Raw genomic sequence first — 18,798 nt, forward strand, 5'->3', positions numbered from 1 at the left:
GTCGCAAATCAATACACCGGTTCATCTTACCGAGTTAGCCCTGCGCCTGCTCGATCGCGTCTTCGAGGATACTCATCTGTTCCTCCTGAGTCTCCTCGGTGGCCGGCACGTAGCCGACGTCGCCGGCGACGAGGTCCTCGTTCGTCGTCTGCTCGACGAAGTAGCGAGCGAACTCGGCGACGTGCTCCTCGCCGAGCGAGGAGATGGACGGGTAGGTGAACAGCGGCCGCGAGAGGGGCGTGTACTCGCCGCTTGCCGCCGTCTCGAGGCTCGGCTCGACCGGGCCGTCGCCGTCGTCGATGCCGAGCGCCTTCAGCTGGTCCGGGTTCTGGAAGTAGTACGCGAAGCCGAAGTAGCCGATGGCGTACTCGCTGCCCGAGACGCCCTGTGCGATCGTGTTGTCCTGCTCGGTCGCCTGGTAGTCGCTCGTGTGGCCGCGCTCGCCGAGGATCGCCTCGATGAAGTAGTCGTAGGTTCCCGAGGTGTCTGCGGCGCCGAACCGCTCTATCTCCTCGTTGGGGAACTCGTCGCGAACCTCGTCCCACGTCTCGACGGAGTCGGACTCCCAGATCGTCGCGAGCTCCTCGACGGTGAGCGAGTCGATCCAGTCGGCCTCGGGGTTGACGACGACGGTGAGCGCGTCGGTCGCGGCGATGAGCTCGACGTACTCGACGCCGTTCTCGGCGCACAGATCCTCCTCTTCGCCCTTGATCGGCCGGCTCGCGTTGTTGAAGTCGGTCTCCCCGACACAGAAGAAGTTCGCGAAGCCGCCGCCGGAGCCGGTCGAACTGACGTCGATCCGGACGTCGGGGTGGTCTTCGGCGAAGTCCTCTGCGACCGCGGTCATCAGGGGGAACACCGTACTCGATCCCGCGATGTTGATCGCGCCGGAGAGCGAGCCGTCGGAGCCGTCCGAGCCATCCGAACCGTCGGAACCGTCCGAGCCGTCTCCGGAGCTCTGCGTACAGCCGGCGAGCGCCAGCGTCCCGGCGCCGCCGAGCGCCGCAAGCGATTGCCGCCGCGTGATCCCTGTTGTGTCCGCGTCGTGGCTGGAAGCCATTACATCGGAATGTGCGAGTTCCGGTTAAGTAGTATGCTATGAGGAGTATGTGGGGGCGCGTACGGCCCGGTACGGCTATGTTTCTATATATAGGTTATATAGAAAATCCGGCGAGACCTATCTCCCCGCCTCGATCGCCTCGATCAACAGCTCCGCGACGTCGACGATCTCCACGTCGTCCTCGAAGTCGCCCGTCTTCCGGCCGTCCTCGAACATCGTCGTACACATCGGGCAGGCGACGACGAACTTCTCGACCGCGCCGCCCGCGTCGGTGTCCTCGACCGCCTCGCGGAGCCGCTCTTCGCTCGGCTTCACGTCCTCGTCGTGTTCGGTCCAGAGCCCGCCCCCGCCGCCGCCACAGCAGAACGAGTCGTTCCGCGAGCGCGGCATCTCGTAGAGGTCGGCGCCGGTCGCGCGGATTAACTCGCGGGGCGCCTCGTACTCGTCGTTGTACCGCCCGAGGTGACAGGGGTCGTGGTAGGTGACGGTGTAGTCGAGCTCGTCGCCTGTGAGTCCGAGCCGGCCGTCGTCGACCAGCTCCTCGACCACCTGCGTCCAGTGGCGCACGTCGATTTTTCCATCCGCGTTCCACGGCTCCTCCCTGTCGAACGGCATCATCGGATCGTCCGCGAACTCGGCGAAGTCGACCTCGGGGTACTCGTTTTTGATGGTGTTGTACGAGTGCGGGTCGGTACAGACGATGGTCTCGAACTCGCAGTCCGCGAACGTCTCGACGTGGTGGCCCGCCAGTTCTAAGTAGAGGAACTCCTCGCCGATCCGGCGAATGTCGTTGCCGTCCGTCTTCTCGTCGTCGAAGAGAATGCCGAACTCGACGCCGGCCTCGTCGAACAGTCGGGCGAGCGCGCGAGCGACCTTCTTGTTCCGGTCGTCGAAGCTCGGGTAGTCGCCGACGTACCAGAGGTATTCGACCTCGCGCTCGCGGGCGTCCGGGACCTTGACGTCCTCCAACTCGTCGGCCCAGTCGGCGCGACTCGACTGCGACTCGCCGAAGGTGTTCCCCTTCTGCATCACGTCTTGGAACACGGCTTGGAGGTTCGAGTCGACGGCCCCCTCGTCGACGAGCTGGCGGTTCATCTTGGTGAACGAGGTGAGATGCTCGATGTCGACCGGACAGGCGTCCATACAGGCCATACACGACATACACGACTCCATCGACTCGCTGTCGATCACGCCGCCCTCGTCGGCGACGATGGGGACGGTGCCGCCATCAGTTGCGACTGTGTCCGCCCCGCCCGAACCAGCCACCGGATCGTCGCTCACCGACTCGCGGTACGCTTTTAAATCGAGGATGACGTTCCGCGGGTCGAGGTTCCGCCCGACCGTGTCGGCCGGGCAGGCGTCGGTACACCGCCCGCACTTCGTGCAGGCGTCGCCGTCCAGCAGCTCCTTCCAGGTGAAGTCGTCGAGGGACTCCGCGTTGGTGTGATCGAGGTCGGCCGGGACGTTCGGGAGGCGCGCGCCCGCCTTCTCGTCGCGGGCGACGACGTTCGCGAACGAGGAGATCATGTGGAACGGCTTCGCGTACGGGATCCACGCGACGAAGGCGAACGCGAGCAGCGAGTGGCTCCACCAGACGACGCCGTAGACGGCCTCGGCGCCCGCCGCCGTCAGCCCGGCCCACCGGAACCCGGCGGCCATCGCCATCCCGATGAAACTCACCGTCTCGTCGGCGCGCGCCGGCTGGCCGACGATGCCGAGCGCCTGCACGACGAACCCGCCGACGCCGAGCAGGAAGAGCGTCCAGACGAACGCGTCGTCCTCGAAGGAGGTGTGTTTGCCCCACAGCCGCCCCTCGCGGTTCCGGTAGCGCCGGTACATCGCCATCCCCACGCCGACGACGAAGAGCAGACCGAAGGCGTCGACGGCGAACTGGTAGGCGAGGTAGAAGTCGCCCACCCAGAACGACTCGCCCGTGAGCGGGCGGTACACGTCGATGTCGAACCCGAGGATCGTCGTCGCGACGAGCAGGGTGAGAAAGCCCCACAGCACGAAGGTGTGCATCACGCCCGCGTACAGGTCGCGGTCGAACTGGTTCTCGTTGGAGAGGACGGTCTTCGTCGCGCTCACCGTCCGGCCGGCGAGGTTCGACAGTCGGTCGCGCGGGTCCGCGCTTCCGCGCGCGTACGCCGCGAACCGGGCGTACACGCCGTACAGGAACACGAGTATCGCGACCGCGGCGAGCCAGTAGAACGCGACCTTCCCGATCGGACCGATCGTCCAAAAGGTCTCTCGGGTGGCCGCCTGCAGGGGTGTCATGATAGATTAGGCGGATACTGCGCGGTTAAAACTTGCCACAACGCTTGTGCCTGTCGTCGCGCGTTTTCGGCCGCGTCACACCGCCGTCGCCGCGGCCGCCGCCAGCAACGCCCCGCCGACCGCCGCCGCGCCCGCGTCGCGCCAGCCGAAGGCCAGTCGCGGCAGCGTCGGGTTCCACGCGAAACAGCGCGCGTTCATCGCGGTCCCGAGCCGGTCGGCCCGCCCGAACGCCCGGTTGACGCCCGCGACGGCGACGAGGCGCATCCGCTCGTGGACCGGGAGCGCGCCGCCGCCGCGGGCCCGGACCGCCGCCCGCGCCGTCACCAGGTCCCGTTTTAAGAGCGGAAGGAACCGGAACACGAGCGCGACGCCGACGCCGAGAAACTGGCCGGGCTTTCCCGGCACCGAGCGCTGGAGCGCCGCCCGCGACTCGCGGACCGGCGTCGAGCGAACGTACCCGGCCGCGACGACGAGGAGGAGGACGACCCGGTAGCTCGCGAGCCCCGTGGTCGCGGCGCGGTCGAGCCGGAACCACGGCGCGCCGAGCGTCGCCCCGGCGACGAGCGGCGCGAGGGCGAGCACCGGAAACGCGGCCCGGTAGGACCACAGGTCGCGCGGGCCGCCCCCCGAGAGCCACAGGCAGGCGACGGCCACGACCGTGAGCGCCGCGAGCCCGCGGGGGCGGTGTACGCGTACGCCGCGGCCGCGAAGCCGACCTGGACGAGCAGTTTCGCTCGCGGGTCCACCTCATGTGCGAGCGAGTCGCCGGGGACGTACGACAGCGTCACCGCCCCGCCTCGCTCGCGTCGTCGCTCGCGACCGATTTCGGGACGCGAACGCCCAGCTCCGCCAGCGCCGTCGTCGCCGCGTCCGGCCCCGCGTCGACCGCGACGCGCCCGTCCGACAGCCCCACGACGCGGTCGGCGAGCCCGAGCACGTCGCGGAGGTCGTGGGTGACGACGATCACGCTCGTGCCCGCCGCGTGGCGCTCGCGCAAGTGCTCGACTACCGACCGCCGCGCCGGCTCGTCGAGGCCGGTGAACGGCTCGTCTAAGACGAGGTGGTCCGGCTCCATCGCCAGCGCGCCGGCGATCGCGACGCGCTCGCGCTCGCCGCCCGACAGCGACGCGATCCGGTCGGCCTCGCGGCCGGTCATGTTCACGGCCGCGAGCGCCGCCGCGACCCGGCGGTCGATCTCGTCGTGCGAGAGCCCGAGGTTCTCCGGCCCGAACGCGACGTCGGCGCCGACGGTGGCCGCGACCAGCTGGTCGCGCGGGTCCTGAAACACCATGCCGACCGCGGTCCGGGCGGCGACGAGGTCGGCCTCGACGGGTGTCCCGTTGACCGCGACCGCCCCGGCGTCCGGCGTCGCGAGCCCGTTGAACGTCCGCACGAGCGTCGTCTTCCCGGAGCCGTTCGCGCCGGCGACGACGACGAACTCCCCGTCGCCGACCGAGAGCGACACGTCGTCGACCGCGGTGACGCTGGCGTCGTCGTCAGTGCCGCCGTCGTACCGGCAGGTGACGCCGTCGACCTCGATCACGCCCGCACCTCACGCGGCCGCGATCGCGTCCGAGCGCACGATCCCGACCGCGGCGGTGATCTTCAGGGCCTCCGCGGGGAGGAACGCCGCGGCGCCGACCGTCACCGCCTCGACGGGGCCGAGCGAGAGCACGATGGCGAGGCCGGCGACGCCGAACCCGTAGATGATGACGGTGCCGAGGACCATCGCGCCGACGAGCGTCGGGAGCCCGACCGCGTCGAGGTCTCGGAGCGCGACGCCCCGGTGGACGACCGCGCCGACCGCGCCGGCCGCGAGCGGGTACGACCAGAGGTAGCCCGCGGACTGCCCGACGAGCTGGCCGACGCCGGCCGAGCCGCCCTGGAACACCGGGGCGCCGAGCGCGCCGGCCGCGAGGTAGAGCCCGATAGAGGCGGTCCCCCACACCGGACCGAGGTAGATTCCGGCGAGGAACACGCCGAGGACCTGTAGCGTCACGGAGACTGGCGAGACCGGATTCGGGAACGTCACGTACGCGAACGCGCCGACGAGCGCGGCGAAAAGCGCCGCGCGGACGAGGTTCGTCGCGGCCTCGTCGCCCACGAGGTCGACGGATTCCGTGTTGGTTGCCATACCCTCGACACGCTCGTAAACCAACTTGAAAATACTGGTTTACGACTCGGGGCGGCGCTCGGCGACCGGCGGCGAGACCGCCGGAAACGCCCCCGACGGGACGCGAGGCTTATCTGTCGGCGCGCCTATCTTCCCTGCCATGGACGAGAAGACCTCCGAACTCCGCGATCTCTTCGTCGAGACCACCGGCGCCGAGACCGTCACCGAGCGACAGGCGGCGTCGCGCGGTTCGCTCACCGACCGCGACGAGGCGGCGGTCGACGCGCAGGTTCGCGACCTCGTCGCCGCGATGCGCGAGCGGTACGACTTCTCGGCCGACCTCGACGACGCGACCTACGCGCGGATCGCCCGCGGGCGCTTCGAGGCGGACGACGACGAGGCGATCGCGGCCGCCGTCAACGAGTCAGAGGAGGCTGACGCACCCTCCACCACTGTCGACGCGGCGACCGTCCGCGACGCCCGCCTGTCCCTCCACCTCGTCTGCGACCGCGACCGCGACACCGGCGACGCCCCCTTCGAGTACGCCGAGATAAAGCGACTGACCGCGGCGGGACGCTCCATCGTCGAGTGCGCCGACGCGCTCGGCGCGGACCCCGACACCGTCGCGAAGTACGCTCGGATCGCGCGCGTCGATCTGACGTCGATCCGAGCCAACGACCGCTTCCGCGACGGCTTCCGCGACCTCCTCACCGACGCGGACATCGAGGGCTCACACGCGGAGACCGCCCGAAACGACGGGCTCGAAGCGGCGACCGAGGATATGGAGACGGACACGAACTTATAAGCGAGCGGCTGCAGCGTCGACGGCATCGCGTCGACGCTCGCGTTCACGACAGTAACTCGACCGGCGACGGAAAAACGCGGCTCTCGGTTATCCGCTTAAAAAGGCCCCTTGCCGCCGCCCATCATGTCGCCGAGGCCGCCGCCCTCGCCGCCGCCCATCTTCTTCATCATGCGCTGCATGTCGCCCTCGCCCATCCCCTGGAACTGACTGATCGTCTGTTCCATCATGGAGTGCTGTTCGAGCAGCTGCCGGACCGTCTCCGCGTCGGTGCCGGAGCCGCGGGCGATCCGCTCCGTGCGCGACTGCCCGACCACGCGGGGGTTCATCAGCTCCTCCTCGGTCATCGAGTCCATGATGCGCTCGAACCGTCGCATCCGGTCTTGGGTCACGTCCATCGCGTCGTCCGGGAGCTGGTCCATCATCCCGCCGCCGAGGCCGGGGATCATGTCCATCACCTGGTCTAAGGGACCCATCTTGTTCATCGCGTCCATCTGCTTTTTCATGTCCTTCAGGGTGAACTCGCCCTGCAGCATATCCTCGGGGTCCCAGTCTTCGTCCTCCGCCTGGGTCTCCTGCATCGCGCGCTCGACGCGCTCGGAGAGCTGTTTTAAATCCCCCATGCCGAGCAGCCGGGAGATGAACCCGGACGGCTCGAAGCGCTCGATGTCCTGGACCGTCTCGCCGGTCCCGAGGAAGGCGATGGAGGAGTCGGTCTCGTTGACGGCCGTCAGCGCGCCCCCACCTTTCGCGGTCCCGTCGAGTTTCGTGATCATCACGCCCTCGATGCCGATCGACTTCTCGAACTGGCGGGCCTGATCTTTGGCGCCCTGGCCGATCGCGGCGTCGAGCACTAGGAGCGAGCGGTCGGGGTCGACCGCCGACTCGATCTCTTCGATCTCCGCGATGAGGTCGTCTTCGAGCGCGTGTCGCCCCGCCGTGTCCACGATGTGCACGTCGGCGTCCTCGGTCTCTTTTAAGCCCGTCCGCGCGATGTCGACCGGATCCTCGTTGTCGGGGTTCCCGTAGAAGTCGACCTCCGCGCGCTCGCACATCTGTTTGGCCTGGTCGTACGCCCCCGGCCGGAAGGTGTCGGTCTGGATCACGGCGGGCCGGAGCCCCTTCTTCGAGAACCACCACGCCATCTTGGCCGCGGAGGTGGTCTTCCCGGACCCCTGCAGGCCGGCCAGGAGGATCGTCTGGTTTTCGAGGGGCAACTCGGTGGAGTCGCCGACCAGCTCGACCATCTCCTCGTAGACGATCTTGAGGACGTGGTCTTTCGCGGTCGTCCCGCCCGGCGGCTCCTCTTCGAGCGCGCGGGTCTTGATCGAGTCCGACAGCGACATGACGAGGGAGACATCGACGTCGGCAGAGAGAAGCGACCGCTGGATCTCTTTGACGATCTCCTCGACGTCGCTCTCGGAGAGTCGAGACTTCCCCTGGAGCTTGTCGAGGCTGCTCCGGAGAGACGTACCGAGGTCGTCGAGTACCATTTGCCGGAGATAGGCGGTCGACGCGGTAAAACTTTGTTCGTCGGCGGCGCGAGGGCGGCGCGGGCTTCGCCGGCGGCTCCCCCGCCTCAGACCGCCGTTGCGATGTACGTTTCGAGTCGGGTGACGAGGTCCGGGCTGAACGTCCAGAACCCGTCCCACACGTTCGGTTCGTCTTCGAGCGCCAGCAGCGCGACGTGGTCGCCGTCGGCCCCGTCCGGCGGCGCGAACACGACGAACCACGACCGCCGGTACGGGTAGGAGGTGCCGGTGTGAACCGTCACGGGCAGCGTCCCGAGCTCGTCGGCGTCGCCGACGCCGTAGACGTGGGTGTCGACGCCGGTGGCGGCGACCCGTTCGTACACCTCGTTCGTCCCCCGCTCGTCGTTGATCCGCGAGAGCCGCTGGAACGACGCCCGGAGCGTCCCCTCGCCGTGTTCGGCGGCGATCCGCTCTATCACCCGCGAGATGACGATCAACAGGACCTTCTCCTTGTTCGAGGCCGGGTACCCGCGGACCCGAAACGGCACCTCTTCGAGCCCGTACAACACGTCCGGGAGGACGACGTCGTCGAGCCCTATCGCGCCGCTCTTGTACAGGTCCGAGTTGATGAGCAGCACCGATTCGAGCAGTTCGTCCATCTCGGACCGGGCTATCACCTCGCCGTCTTCGACCAGCGCGACGACGTCGTCGCCCTCGGCTTCGGACTCGACCTCGCTCACCTCGACCGGCTGTCCGTCGAGCAGCGAATCGATCAGGCCTCGCACGGGGTCCGGCGACGATCGGTTCAACACGACGAGGCTCCGTCTCGGTGACGCGAGGTCGTCGAAAAACGATCGGAGCGAGGTGTTCATGGCAAAAATACGACGTACTGAGACAAAACGGTTTCTCGTTGCCGCTCGCCGGCGCCGGCTACTCGGGGCGCGCTTGCCGGTCGACGATCCGCCCGCCGGCGGCGTCGATCCGGCAGACTTCGGGATCGTAGCCCGCGTCGGAGAGCCCGGTGCCGAGCGCGAAGACGGTGCGGCCGAGCATCGCCATGGCGGCGCCGGCGTCGCTGACGGCGTCGCTGGACTCGTCCCGCGCCGCGTCAACCGCCGCGATCGCTTCCGCGACCTCCGGGACGAGCAGCTCCGCCTCGCCAGCGAACTCGCGTGCCGCCGCCAGCAGCGTCGGGAGCCGGGGGTCGGCGCGAAGCCGGTCGAGCGCGGTCGCCCCGGCGGCCGAGAGGGGAGCCGTGTCGCCGCCGAGGACCGCCTCGGTCGACAGCTCGCCGAAGGTGACGTACTCGACGCGGGCGGTTCCGGGCACCCCGTCGAGGTCGCCGATGCCGGGTGCGCCGGGCGCCACCCGAATCGGGACCCCCCCGCGCGCCTGCGCGACGACGTCGCCGAGGCCGGTGCCGCGGCCCACCTCCGCCTCGTGAGCGATCCGTATCAGTTCGTTCTCCGACCGCCCCAGGCCGCGGGCGTCGTTGGTCGCGAGGGCCGCGCCGAGCGCCGCGGCGCCGGAGACGCCGAAGCCGGCGCCGATCGGTATCTCGGTGTCGATAGCGACGTCGACGCCGCCGCTGTCTAACGCCGCGAGCACGTCCTCGACGGCTCCGATCGTTCCCGACTCCCCGTCGATCGTCCGGGAGCCGGCGGCGTCGGCGCGGTCGGCGTCGGCTGCGGTCGTCACCCGAACCGTCACCCCGTCGGTGAGGGCGATGCCGGCGCCCCGCGACCCGGCGGCCGCGGGCCGGTCCGCCGGGTGCGCGCTGAAGAAGGCGGTGACGTGTCCGGGGACGAACGCGGTCGCCCGCTGCCTGCTCATGCCGGACCGGACGACCGGGCGGCGATTAACGGTTGTTATCCGCCGCGGCGCGGCCGTCGACACCGCAGGCGGTAAATAGCCCCCACTCGAATTCGAGGCGTATGCGAGACCAGTTGCGTCCCGTCCTCGCTGCCGTGCTGGCGCTGGTGTTCCCAGGGCTCGGACACCTAATCCTGCGGCGATGGGGCCGGGCGCTGCTGTGGCATCTCACCATCGTCGGCGGCGGCGTGGCGCTTCTCACCCTCTACGACGTCGAGACGTCTTCGGGCCTCGCGACGCCGGTCGAGGCCGCGGAGGCCGCCGCCGCCTTCCCGAGCGAAGTGACCGTCCCGATCGCGCTTATCACCGTCCTCTCCTCCATCGACGCGTACATCGTCGGACGAGCGGACGCGGTCGCGCGCGAACGCGTCGACGCCACGGCCGAGGCGGTCCGGCGCCGCGCCGCGAGCGCGGACGACGACGGGGCCGCCGCCGGCGCCCCCGTCGCCGAGACGGTCGGCGAGGACGGCGACCCCATGCGAGTCGAGTGCCCGAACTGCGGGAAGGAGACCGACGCCGAACTCGACTTCTGTCACTGGTGTACCGAGCCGCTCCCGTGGAACGACGCCGAATAATCGCTTTTCGCCGTCGTCGTCACGCTCGGATCGAACACCTCCTCTCCCGCCGCTGACCGGGGTGTCTATTTGTGCCCGCGCCGCGTCTGGTCGGCCATGGAACACGCAGCGTACGTATACACCGGTGGACTGTCCCAGGAAGCCGTCGAGGAGCGCCTGCGGTCGGGCGATCACGGCGTCCTCGGACTCGCGGACGGCGACGACGCTTACGCGGTCCCGCTGAGCTACCACTACGACGGCGACGCCTTCCTCCTCCGCGTGAGCGACCACGACGGCCACAGCGAGAAGCGCGGGTTCATCGAGGCGACCGAGACCGCCACGTTCGTGTGCTACGGGGCCACCGACTCGGGGTCGTGGAGCGTCCAGATCCGCGGCCCGCTCCGCGAGTGGCAGGGCGACGCAGACGAGGAGCGGATCAACGAGTGGTTCCCCGCGTTTCGGCTGTTCGACGAGGCGATCGAGAACGTTGGGTTCACGCTGTACGAACTGCAGATGGAGGCCGTCGTCGGCCGGGAGACGATAGAGTAGGCTCGCGGGCCGCCGATCCGGCGGTTCTCAGCCGTGAGAACCACGCAGCAACTATCATATATCTGGCCTGCGAGGTGTCCCGTACGGACGCGAACGACGGACGGAATATGAGTCTGAATCCACGGCAATACGACGTACGGGAGCTGCGCCGGATCGCGGACGCGCCGCGAGACGGTGCCGACGAGGGGCCTCGGGAGCGGCCGCTTCGTCAGCCGAACCGGAACCGAGCCGAACAGGCGGCGCGCTCGGCCGCGTTCACCGAACTGCTCCAGCGTCAACGCGGGCAGCGGCTGTCCGGCGACGGGACCCGATCCGACGCCGGCAGCCGACCGTACCTGACGGGCATCCCGGCCTCGACGGACGCGGAACACGAACTCGGCGAGTGGCTCGGCTACCTCGTCGACGTCGGCGGCCACGTGCGGAGCCGCGACGCGCTGGCGTACTACGCCGAACTCGGCTGGATCGACGACGGGACCGTCGCCGCCCTCCGGCGCCGGCTGGAGGGGTTCGACGCCCCCCGTTACGACCGGCCCTTTACTCCTGCTGACCATCGGATCAGTCTCGTCTCCATCGTCCGGATCGCTTCGTGTGCGAGTACATCATGAGCGAGGACGACGACGAATCCACGGACATCAACAGTACAGACGGCCCCGACGCGGTCGGCGTCAAACTCGGCAGCACGCGGACCGTGTTCGACCTCCCCGACGGACGCGGGGGGCGCGAGCGCCACTCGACGCTGACGTGTCTGGCGACCTACGAGGACGCCATCACGGGCGACGAGAAGGTCCTCTTCGGCCACGAGGCCGCTATCGAGTACCCCGACACGGTGCGATTCATGCTCCGGTCCGGGCTCCCCGAGGACGACGAGAGCGTCGCCGACGCGGAGCGCTTCTTCGAGGCCGTCGTGGACGCACACGACGTGCCCGAAGACAGCGCCGTCGTCTACGCCGTGCCGACCATCGACAACGAGACGGGCGTGAACAACCTCAAGTCGGTGATCGAGGGGTCGTCGATCGGGCAGGTCGAGACCCGGAGCTACCCCGAGTCGCTGTGCGGGGCCATCCCCGCGTACGGCGACGACCTCGACGCCATCGACGAGGTGTTCGTCTCGATCAACATGGGTTCGACCACGCTGGAGGCCTGCGCCTACCGGCGCGGCGAACAGCTCTCGCCGTTCTCGACCGGTTCGGTGACGGGCAACGAGGTCGACCGGCGGATCGTCGCCGCGGTCGAAGAGGAGAGTCAGGGCCGCGTCCACATCGACCGGACGACCGCCCGCGAGTACAAAGAAGAGCACGCCGACGTGTACGACTTCGAGCCGTTCACGGACGTGATCCAACAGCCCGGCGGCGGGAGCCACGAGTTCACCGTCGACCGCGGCGTTCGGGAGCCGGTCGATCGGTACATCGACGAAGCGGTCGACATCGTCGCCAACGAGTTCCTCCCGGAGCTCGCGAACGACCACATGAAGCCGTACCAACTCGCGTTAGGTCGCCCCATCGCCGCGACCGGCGGGATGGCCTGTATCCCCGGCCTCACCGAGGAGTTCGAAAAGCGGCTCTCCGCCGAACTCGACCGCGACGTGGAGGTCGTCTCCCCCGACAACCCCGCGACGGCCGCCGCCGAGGGCGCCGGTCGGATCGCCGAGCGACTGATCTGAGCGGCTGGTCTGGGCGGCCAATCTGTGCGGCGTCTACGAACGTTCTTTTATATACTCTCTCAGAACCCGCTTATAAACATCCTCGGAGCCTTTTATACACTCTCGACTTCCCGTTTAAACCTCGAAGAGGCGCTCGACGTCCGCCGCCTGGCGTTTGTAGATTCCGCGGCCCTTCAGTCGGGGGACCTCGTGTCGGTGGAGCGTCTCCGCCTCGCAGTCGTACACGAGCGGGAAGACGTTCGTCCGGCGCTGCGCGACCGTGTACGACTTCGCCGCCTCGACGATCGACGGATCGGGACTCGGCACCGCGAAGACGACGTAGCCGAGCGGCGTCGTCCGCTCGCCCTCCGCGGTGTTGGCGATGAGGAGGTCTCGGAACTCGTCCGCGGTCGACACGATGTCGTCGGGGGCGCTGACCGCGTCCTCGCGGACGAGTGTCGCGAAAATTCGGACCGCGCCCACCGTGGCGTCGTTGTCGTACGCCTCCCACACCGCCTCGAAGCCGTTCGTCTCGACATCTACCGCCTCGAAGTCGTGTTTGCGCCGGTTCGCGACGACCGCATCGTGGTACTGAGCTGTCTCCATGTACACCCGCACGAACCGCATGGTAAAAAATGACACACATCACCGCGGGTCGTATCGAACAAGTATCGGACAACACCGAGCAGTAGCAAGCAGCAGCAAGCAGCATTGAGCAGCATCGAACAACAGCAAACAGACCGGATCGCGTTCCCGCGTGAGCGGACTCGTCCCGCAACGCTATTATCGTCGTTCGGCAAAGCAGACACCCATGGTGCCAGGGGCTCTCGGGGTCGGGTTCGTCGTCGCCTCGTTCGGCGCCGCCGTCGGCGCGTTGTCGCTGGTGCAGTACCTGTACACACAGCGGGCGAATCCGGGCGCGGCCTGGTTCATGGGGAACATGGCCTCCGTCGCCGTGTTCTGTCTGACCTACGGACTCGCGCTCTTGGTCTTCGATCCCACGGTGCGGGCCGCGCTCGCCGCCGTCGTGTTCGTCTGTCTCACGTTCATGGGGCCGTTTTTCCTCGCCTTCGGACTCGATTACACCGGCCGGGGAGACCTCATTCGGACGCCGCTTTTCGGGGCCAGCATGGCCGTTCCCGTCCTGTCGGCCGGGCTCACCGCGACGAACGCCGTTCACGGACTCGTGTGGACCGACTTCCAGATCGACCCGGTGTTCGGGCTGGCGACCGTCACGTACACGGTTCAGCCGTGGGGCGTCTTCGCGCTCCTGTTCTCGCTCGGGACGGCCGCCGTCGGCTCGCTGCTGCTGGTCGGCGCCATCCTCAGTTACGGCGCCCTCTACCGACGCGAGGCCACGGCGATCATCCTGAGCACCGTCCCCCCGTCCGTCGGCGGGTCGCTCTGGCTGTTCAGCGTCGGGCCGGTCCCACAGCTACACCTGATGGCGCCGTTCATGCTCGTCCACGTCGCGCTCGACGCGTACGCGTTCGTCGGCACGCACATGTTCGAGACGAACCCGGCGACACAGCGGACCGCGGAACGCACCGGGCTGGACTCGCTTTCCGACCCCGTCTTGGTCCTCGACGCCGAAGGACAGATCGTCCAGGCCAACGACCGCGCGAGGGCGCTGTTTTCCGCCCCGGCGTTGGACTCGTTCCCCGCCTCGCTGGAGGCCGTCCTCGGGGCGCCGCTGGAGACGCTCCGCGAGCGAGGCGAACTGTCGCCGGAGGCGAACGGGGGCGCGACGTTCGCGCTCTCGTACACCCCGCTGACCGATCCGAGCGGCGACTCGGTCGGGAGCATGCTCGTGTTGTACGATATCACCGAGCAACGGCGGCGCGAGCAGCAGCTCGGCGTGCTCAACCGCGTCCTCAGACACAACCTCCGCAACGAGATGACCGTGATAAGCGGCTACGCGGAACTGCTCGAATCGAACGCCACCGACCCGACGCACGTCACGCAGGCGAAGACCATCGTCGACGCGAGCGACCGGTTAAACGCCATCGCCGAGAAGGCGCGGACCTTCGAGGAGGTCCAACAGCGCACCACACAGCCCGCGGCCCTCTCGGTCGCCGACGTGTTGGCCGACGTCGTCACCGAGACCGCCGCGGCCGGCGACGACGCGACCGTCGACTGGACCGTCACGCCGCCCTCGCTCCGGCTCCGGACCGACGAGGTGGTGTTGTCGCTGCTCTTGCGCAACCTCGTCCAGAACGCGGTCGTCCACGCCGAGACGCCCGATCCGACCGTGACGATCACGGTCACGCGATCCGCGAGCGCCGACGACACCGCCCGGTTCGAGATCCGCGACCAGAACGATCCGATCCCGGACCAAGAGATCCAAACGCTGCGTGCGGGCGAGGAGACACCCCTCCAACACGGTCAGGGGATCGGGCTCTGGATCGTCTACTGGTGTGTCCAACAACTGCACGCGGACATCCGCTTCGCGTACGACGACGGGAACGTCCTGATCGTGACGGTTCCGCCGATGACGCCGTGAGGCGACTGTTCTCGTCTTCCGGGCTCGAATCCTCGTTGCGACTATGCTCCTCACTTCGTTCGGAGAATAGTCCCGGGCGGATTCGAACCGCGAGGACTCGAATCCTCTCGTCCTCTGGGTTCGAACCGCTGGAGATACCTGCGGCTCGCGGAGTTGCTCGCCGCAGGATAGTCCCGGGCGGATTCGAACCGCCGTCAATGGCTCCAAAGGCCATTATGATTGGCCACTACACCACGGGACTCCATTCGTTGGTTTTCCGCCCGCACTCAAGTAGGTTACTTTTCACACCCCGCGACGGGCGGAGCGACCACCCCCACACGCTCCAATCGACCGCTCGCCTGCTGCGCTCCGGACGACCGAACCGGGCGCCGAGTGTCACTCGCTTCAGTCGCCTCCCGTGTCGTCGGTGTCGCGCTCGGCCGCCGACACGGGAGCCGCCGCCGGGCCGTTCGGCAGCCGATCTATCGGGACGGTTCCGGGGTCGAAACCGGCCCGCCGCCACGCCTCGTCGAGCGACACGTCGTCGTCTATCCGCGTCGGTCCATCCAGAGGATCTGGGCTTCCGGGTTCGCCGCCGCCCGCGCTTGCGACCCCGTCGCCACCGATCGCTTTCCCCGCCGCGTCGCCGCCGGCTGCCGGCGTCGGCGGAACGTAGGTGTAGACGAAATCGTCGGTCACGGCGTGGTACGCGCCGGTCATCGGGTCCTCGACGACGCCGGTGTCGTTGTCGATGGCGAAGTCGACGAGGTCCCTGAGCGTCGCCGCCTCGGCCTCGGGGCGGTCGTGAGCCGACTCGGGGAGGCGGATCTCGGTGACCCACTCTGCGAACTCCGAGCGGTCGTCCCGGTAGTCGAGGTACGCCCGCTCGGCCGGAGAGAGCGCGAGTCCGACCTCGCGGCGGGCGTACAACAGCCCGCCGGCCCCGGCGACGCCCGCGAGGAACAGCAGCGGCCCGCCGAGCGAACGGAGGGGCCCGTAGCGCCGCTCGACCGTGACCGGCTCCGTTCGCTCGACCGTGTCCGACTGGACGCCGGGCTCCGAGACGCTGTACGTCTCGCCGCCGTGCGTGAGCGTCATGTCGACCGTCCGCGTGTACGAGGTCTGCTCGCCGTTGATCGTGCCGTCGACGGTCACGGTCGTCGTGACGAACGTCTCGCGCTCGCCGGGGGAGGCCCCGAGATCCGACTCGATCTGATCCGCCGTCGCGCTGATCGCGGAGCTGTTGAGCGCGAACGAGGCGGCCGCCGTCTCGCCGGGTGCGACCCCGGAGACCGTCTCGGTCGTCAGCGGTTCACGCTCCTGCCAGTAGACCGTCTCGCCGTCGCCGTCGACGTTGCGCACGACGAGTACCGACTCGTAGGAGACCGCCACGTCGCTCGCGGCGTCGGCCGCGTAGCTCGTCTCCACGGCGACGTCGAGGACGGGCGCGACCCGCGTGAAGTACGTGTTCCGTCCGTCGAGCACCGTTCCGATGTCGAACACCGGGTTCGGCTCCGTCACCTCGGCCGAGTGGACGTACTCCGTCTCGACGGTCATCGACGAAACCGTCCGCGTCTGCGTCTCGGTCCCAGGGTCCACGTGAACCGTGTAGACGAGCGCGCCCCCGGCCGCCGCGGCGAGCAGACAGACCGCGAGAAGCAGGGCGAACTGTGCGTTCAGTACCGCCCGAAGGCGGAGCCGAGTGTCGGACGACGCTGGCTGACTCATGTGATCACTTGTATATCTCGCGGAGGATGCGGCGGTGCAGCGGCGGTTTGGCGCGCGACTCTCGCGAGCGTATCCGGGCCGGCTCCCCGCGGAGGAGCACCACCCCGGTCCCGGCGATGGCACCGCCGAGGAGGCCGTTGATGGCGACCAGCGGGGCCCACGGGTGGAGCCCGTACAACTCGTCTATCACGCCGGGCGGCAGCACGGCGAGGTACCGGTGTTCGACGACGAACAGCCGGTAGTACCCCGTCTCGTCGGGCGCGGCGAGCGTCACCGTCGTCGACGCCTCGCCCCGACTCCCGACCGCGAGTCGCTGGGGGGACACCTCGACGCCCGGACTCGCCGGGGTGACGTAGGCGTACACCGGCACCAGTCCGGCGTTGGGGACGACGTACTCCAGCTGTTGGCTCGTCCCGCGCTCGATGACGGTGGGATTGTCGGACTCGAACTCGGCGCTCACGACGCCGTACTCCTGTGTGCCCGCCGGGACGACCATGGCCGCGGTCGCCGTCGCCATCAACACGAGCGCGAGGACGCCGACGATGGCGAGCACGGAGGTGCCGTCCTCGCGGGAGCGGTCGCGCTCGCGAGTCCCGCGCGAGTTTCGAGTCAGGAACCAGTCGACCGCGTACGCGACCGCGGAGAGGCCAAAGAGGATGTACGCGAGCCCCTGTGTCCCCTGCAGCGACCGGACGCCGAACGTGACCGCGAGCCACGTCTGGGCGGAACCGATCCCGGACTGGACCGCCATGGCCACGGTCCCGAGGTAGGGGATCACCACCACGCTCCCGCCGACGGTGAGCGCCTTCGCGACGACGTCGGCCTCCTGGACGACCGGCTCGCCGCCGTCCTGGTCGGTAAAGGGGTTGTTGTCCCCTCGCGTGATGTACCCGCGCTCCGTCTCGTCGACGATTCGGTGGGTGGTCAGCCCGCCGCCCTGTATCTCCTGGGCGTCGAACGTCACCACGTCTCCGGCGTCTAACCCGCCCGTGAGAGCGGTCGGAATCGCGACGAACCCGTCGCCCGGATCGAGCGTCGGCTGCATGCTCCCGGTTTCGACGAAGCTGAGAAGCACCGGCTGTCCGAGCAGCTGCCCGGCGATCAGCGCGACGACGACCACGACGGCCGCGACCTGCAGCGCGAGCGTGAGGGTGCGTTTCGGTGACATACTCGTGGATGGGGCGACTCTCGGGGCGCGCGTGCCCGTCGCGCCCCGGCGTGTGACTTCGATTATGAAACGCAAACGACACGTAATAAATGCGCGGGTCCGAGCAGATTGCGACGATACCGCGCGGCCGAGGCCCGACCGCTCCGTGACTCTCGGCTCACCCCTCCTCGAAGGTCCCGGTCGCGAGGAGGGCGAACGGGCCGATGAAGGCGAGACAGAAGCCCAAAAAGTGGACGTAGAGGTTCACGACGCCGCCGGCGACGGCCGGGTCCGTCGGGAATCCGACGACGGGGTAGCCGACGACCAATATCGCGCCCACGACGAACAGCTCCCCGTCGCCGGGGCGCGACGCGACCGCGCGGGCGATGTCGGCGGCGCTCGCTCGGATCGATATCCCGGCGCTCGACGCGTACAGCACCGCGAGGAGCGCGCCCGCGACCCCCGTCGCGATGCCGGCCACGCCGAGGTCGGCCGCGGAGAGCGGGAGGGCGAGCAGCGCGATCCAGCCGACCAGTCCGAAGAAGACCGCGGGTAGCGCGCGGATCGACGCGCCCGGAACGATGCGCTCGCGGGCGTACGCGCCGAGCAGCAGGGGGAGCAGCCCCGAAAGCGCCATGTTGATCCCGGAGAAGCCGAATCCGATCGCGTTCCGCGGGACGGCGAGGTTCAGCGCCGAGAGGACGAACGGGAACGCCAACAGGAACGTCGCCAGCGCGATCATGAAGAACCGCCGATAGCCGGCCGCCACCGCGAGCGCGTACCCGGCCCCGGCGAGGAGCACGTACCCCGCGACGTTCCCGGCGAGGTGGCCCGGAGCGAGGTGGACGTAGTGGGCGGTAAACGCCGTGAGAAGCGTCGGGTCGGTGTACGCGAACGCGAGCGACCGACGCGTGGACTCGGGGAGGGTGAAGACGGCGCCGAGCAGCGCGGGGACCGCCGCGAGCACGAGCACGTCGGCGAGTCGGATCCCCGCGGCCAGGTCGCGTCGGAGCCCGGAGCCGTCGGCGCTCCGGTTCGCACCGGTCTCGTCGCTCCGTTGGGTCGAGGAGGCCGTCACGCTCCGACCCTCGTCGACCAGCGAG

At 68.9% G+C, this 18,798-nt stretch carries 17 protein-coding genes, 1 tRNA gene and 1 pseudogene; 6 read left to right on the plus strand and 13 right to left on the minus strand.

What is annotated here, in order from left to right; translation table 11 throughout:
• Positions 1–34: 34 nt before the first annotated feature.
• From DOS48_RS16035 to DOS48_RS16055, 5 genes and pseudogenes are all read right to left on the minus strand, one after another.
• Positions 35–1,060, minus strand: coding sequence for a PstS family phosphate ABC transporter substrate-binding protein (locus tag DOS48_RS16035; RefSeq protein WP_127116713.1), 1,026 nt, complete (start codon positions 1,058–1,060; stop codon positions 35–37).
• Positions 1,061–1,177: 117 nt separating this feature from the next.
• On the minus strand, positions 1,178–3,337 hold the full coding sequence (locus DOS48_RS16040) for a (Fe-S)-binding protein (protein WP_127116714.1): 2,160 nt from the start codon (positions 3,335–3,337) through the stop codon (positions 1,178–1,180).
• Positions 3,338–3,412: 75 nt separating this feature from the next.
• Positions 3,413–4,125 (minus strand): annotated as a pseudogene (locus DOS48_RS16045) (energy-coupling factor transporter transmembrane component T family protein).
• Positions 4,122–4,880, minus strand: coding sequence for an energy-coupling factor ABC transporter ATP-binding protein (locus DOS48_RS16050; RefSeq protein WP_127116715.1), 759 nt, complete (start codon positions 4,878–4,880; stop codon positions 4,122–4,124). The pseudogene DOS48_RS16045 and the gene DOS48_RS16050 overlap by 4 nt, the downstream one beginning before the upstream one ends.
• Before the next feature lie 9 nt (positions 4,881–4,889).
• The gene (locus DOS48_RS16055; protein ID WP_127116716.1) at positions 4,890–5,471 is read right to left on the minus strand and encodes a biotin transporter BioY; all 582 of its coding nucleotides are present in this window, start codon (positions 5,469–5,471) and stop codon (positions 4,890–4,892) included.
• A gap of 139 nt (positions 5,472–5,610) precedes the next feature.
• Between DOS48_RS16055 and DOS48_RS16060 the strand changes: the two genes are divergently transcribed.
• Positions 5,611–6,255, plus strand: coding sequence for a hypothetical protein (locus tag DOS48_RS16060; RefSeq protein ID WP_127116717.1), 645 nt, complete (start codon positions 5,611–5,613; stop codon positions 6,253–6,255).
• 95 nt (positions 6,256–6,350) lie between these two features.
• Here DOS48_RS16060 and DOS48_RS16065 read toward each other — a convergent pair whose 3' ends face one another.
• The 3 genes from DOS48_RS16065 to DOS48_RS16075 all read right to left on the minus strand — a co-directional run bounded on the left by DOS48_RS16065 (position 6,351) and on the right by DOS48_RS16075 (position 9,557).
• Complete coding sequence (locus tag DOS48_RS16065; protein ID WP_127116718.1) at positions 6,351–7,745, minus strand: signal recognition particle protein Srp54; 1,395 nt, start codon at positions 7,743–7,745, stop codon at positions 6,351–6,353.
• Between the two features lie 86 nt (positions 7,746–7,831).
• The gene (locus DOS48_RS16070) at positions 7,832–8,596 is read right to left on the minus strand and encodes a DICT sensory domain-containing protein (protein ID WP_127116719.1); all 765 of its coding nucleotides are present in this window, start codon (positions 8,594–8,596) and stop codon (positions 7,832–7,834) included.
• Positions 8,597–8,654: 58 nt separating this feature from the next.
• Positions 8,655–9,557, minus strand: a complete 903-nt coding sequence (locus DOS48_RS16075) for a pantoate kinase (RefSeq protein WP_127116720.1) — start codon at positions 9,555–9,557, stop codon at positions 8,655–8,657.
• Between the two features lie 101 nt (positions 9,558–9,658).
• On the opposite strand from DOS48_RS16075, the gene DOS48_RS16080 reads away from it, so the two are divergent.
• From DOS48_RS16080 to DOS48_RS16095, 4 genes are all read left to right on the plus strand, one after another.
• Entirely contained in the window at positions 9,659–10,171 is a 513-nt protein-coding gene (locus DOS48_RS16080; protein WP_127116721.1) for a zinc ribbon domain-containing protein, read from the plus strand.
• Positions 10,172–10,267: 96 nt separating this feature from the next.
• Positions 10,268–10,699, plus strand: a complete 432-nt coding sequence (locus tag DOS48_RS16085; RefSeq protein ID WP_127116722.1) for a pyridoxamine 5'-phosphate oxidase family protein — start codon at positions 10,268–10,270, stop codon at positions 10,697–10,699.
• Positions 10,700–10,806: 107 nt separating this feature from the next.
• On the plus strand, positions 10,807–11,304 hold the full coding sequence (locus DOS48_RS16090) for a FlaD/FlaE family flagellar protein (RefSeq protein ID WP_127116723.1): 498 nt from the start codon (positions 10,807–10,809) through the stop codon (positions 11,302–11,304).
• Positions 11,301–12,359 (plus strand): hypothetical protein, encoded by a 1,059-nt coding sequence (locus DOS48_RS16095; RefSeq protein ID WP_127116724.1) that lies wholly within the window; start codon positions 11,301–11,303, stop codon positions 12,357–12,359. Before DOS48_RS16090 ends, DOS48_RS16095 begins: the two co-directional genes overlap by 4 nt.
• Positions 12,360–12,473: 114 nt before the next feature.
• Here the strand turns inward: DOS48_RS16095 and DOS48_RS16100 are convergent, their stop codons facing one another.
• Entirely contained in the window at positions 12,474–12,944 is a 471-nt protein-coding gene (locus tag DOS48_RS16100) for a hypothetical protein (RefSeq protein WP_127116725.1), read from the minus strand.
• Between the two features lie 205 nt (positions 12,945–13,149).
• Between DOS48_RS16100 and DOS48_RS16105 the strand changes: the two genes are divergently transcribed.
• The gene (locus tag DOS48_RS16105) at positions 13,150–14,841 is read left to right on the plus strand and encodes a histidine kinase N-terminal 7TM domain-containing protein (RefSeq protein WP_127116726.1); all 1,692 of its coding nucleotides are present in this window, start codon (positions 13,150–13,152) and stop codon (positions 14,839–14,841) included.
• 168 nt (positions 14,842–15,009) lie between these two features.
• Here the strand turns inward: DOS48_RS16105 and DOS48_RS16110 are convergent.
• The 4 genes from DOS48_RS16110 to DOS48_RS16125 form a co-directional block, all read right to left on the minus strand.
• Positions 15,010–15,082, minus strand: a tRNA-Gln gene (locus DOS48_RS16110).
• Positions 15,083–15,225: 143 nt separating this feature from the next.
• Positions 15,226–16,548 (minus strand): DUF5305 domain-containing protein, encoded by a 1,323-nt coding sequence (locus DOS48_RS16115; RefSeq protein WP_158283831.1) that lies wholly within the window; start codon positions 16,546–16,548, stop codon positions 15,226–15,228.
• Between the two features lie 4 nt (positions 16,549–16,552).
• Positions 16,553–17,716 (minus strand): signal peptidase I, encoded by a 1,164-nt coding sequence (locus tag DOS48_RS16120; RefSeq protein ID WP_127116727.1) that lies wholly within the window; start codon positions 17,714–17,716, stop codon positions 16,553–16,555.
• 157 nt (positions 17,717–17,873) lie between these two features.
• A complete protein-coding gene (locus DOS48_RS16125) occupies positions 17,874–18,773 on the minus strand; it encodes a hypothetical protein (RefSeq protein ID WP_127116728.1) in 900 nt (299 codons plus the stop codon).
• Positions 18,774–18,798 lie beyond the last annotated feature (25 nt).

The sequence above is a fragment of the Halorubrum sp. PV6 genome (assembly GCF_003990725.2).
In the GTDB taxonomy this organism is placed as follows: Archaea; Halobacteriota; Halobacteria; order Halobacteriales; family Haloferacaceae; genus Halorubrum.

Bases quoted from the DNA above. Each gene is read 5' to 3' on its own strand.
- DOS48_RS16035 (WP_127116713.1), bottom strand. From the start codon at position 1,060: ATGGCTTCCAGCCACGACGCGGACACAACAGGGATCACGCGGCGGCAA.
- DOS48_RS16040 (WP_127116714.1), bottom strand. From the start codon at position 3,337: ATGACACCCCTGCAGGCGGCCACCCGAGAGACCTTTTGGACGATCGGT.
- DOS48_RS16055 (WP_127116716.1), bottom strand. From the start codon at position 5,471: ATGGCAACCAACACGGAATCCGTCGACCTCGTGGGCGACGAGGCCGCG.
- DOS48_RS16060 (WP_127116717.1), top strand. From the start codon at position 5,611: ATGGACGAGAAGACCTCCGAACTCCGCGATCTCTTCGTCGAGACCACC.
- DOS48_RS16065 (WP_127116718.1), bottom strand. From the start codon at position 7,745: ATGGTACTCGACGACCTCGGTACGTCTCTCCGGAGCAGCCTCGACAAG.
- DOS48_RS16070 (WP_127116719.1), bottom strand. From the start codon at position 8,596: ATGAACACCTCGCTCCGATCGTTTTTCGACGACCTCGCGTCACCGAGA.
- DOS48_RS16075 (WP_127116720.1), bottom strand. From the start codon at position 9,557: ATGAGCAGGCAGCGGGCGACCGCGTTCGTCCCCGGACACGTCACCGCC.
- DOS48_RS16080 (WP_127116721.1), top strand. From the start codon at position 9,659: ATGCGAGACCAGTTGCGTCCCGTCCTCGCTGCCGTGCTGGCGCTGGTG.
- DOS48_RS16085 (WP_127116722.1), top strand. From the start codon at position 10,268: ATGGAACACGCAGCGTACGTATACACCGGTGGACTGTCCCAGGAAGCC.
- DOS48_RS16090 (WP_127116723.1), top strand. From the start codon at position 10,807: ATGAGTCTGAATCCACGGCAATACGACGTACGGGAGCTGCGCCGGATC.
- DOS48_RS16095 (WP_127116724.1), top strand. From the start codon at position 11,301: ATGAGCGAGGACGACGACGAATCCACGGACATCAACAGTACAGACGGC.
- DOS48_RS16100 (WP_127116725.1), bottom strand. From the start codon at position 12,944: ATGGAGACAGCTCAGTACCACGATGCGGTCGTCGCGAACCGGCGCAAA.
- DOS48_RS16105 (WP_127116726.1), top strand. From the start codon at position 13,150: ATGGTGCCAGGGGCTCTCGGGGTCGGGTTCGTCGTCGCCTCGTTCGGC.
- DOS48_RS16115 (WP_158283831.1), bottom strand. From the start codon at position 16,548: ATGAGTCAGCCAGCGTCGTCCGACACTCGGCTCCGCCTTCGGGCGGTA.
- DOS48_RS16120 (WP_127116727.1), bottom strand. From the start codon at position 17,716: ATGTCACCGAAACGCACCCTCACGCTCGCGCTGCAGGTCGCGGCCGTC.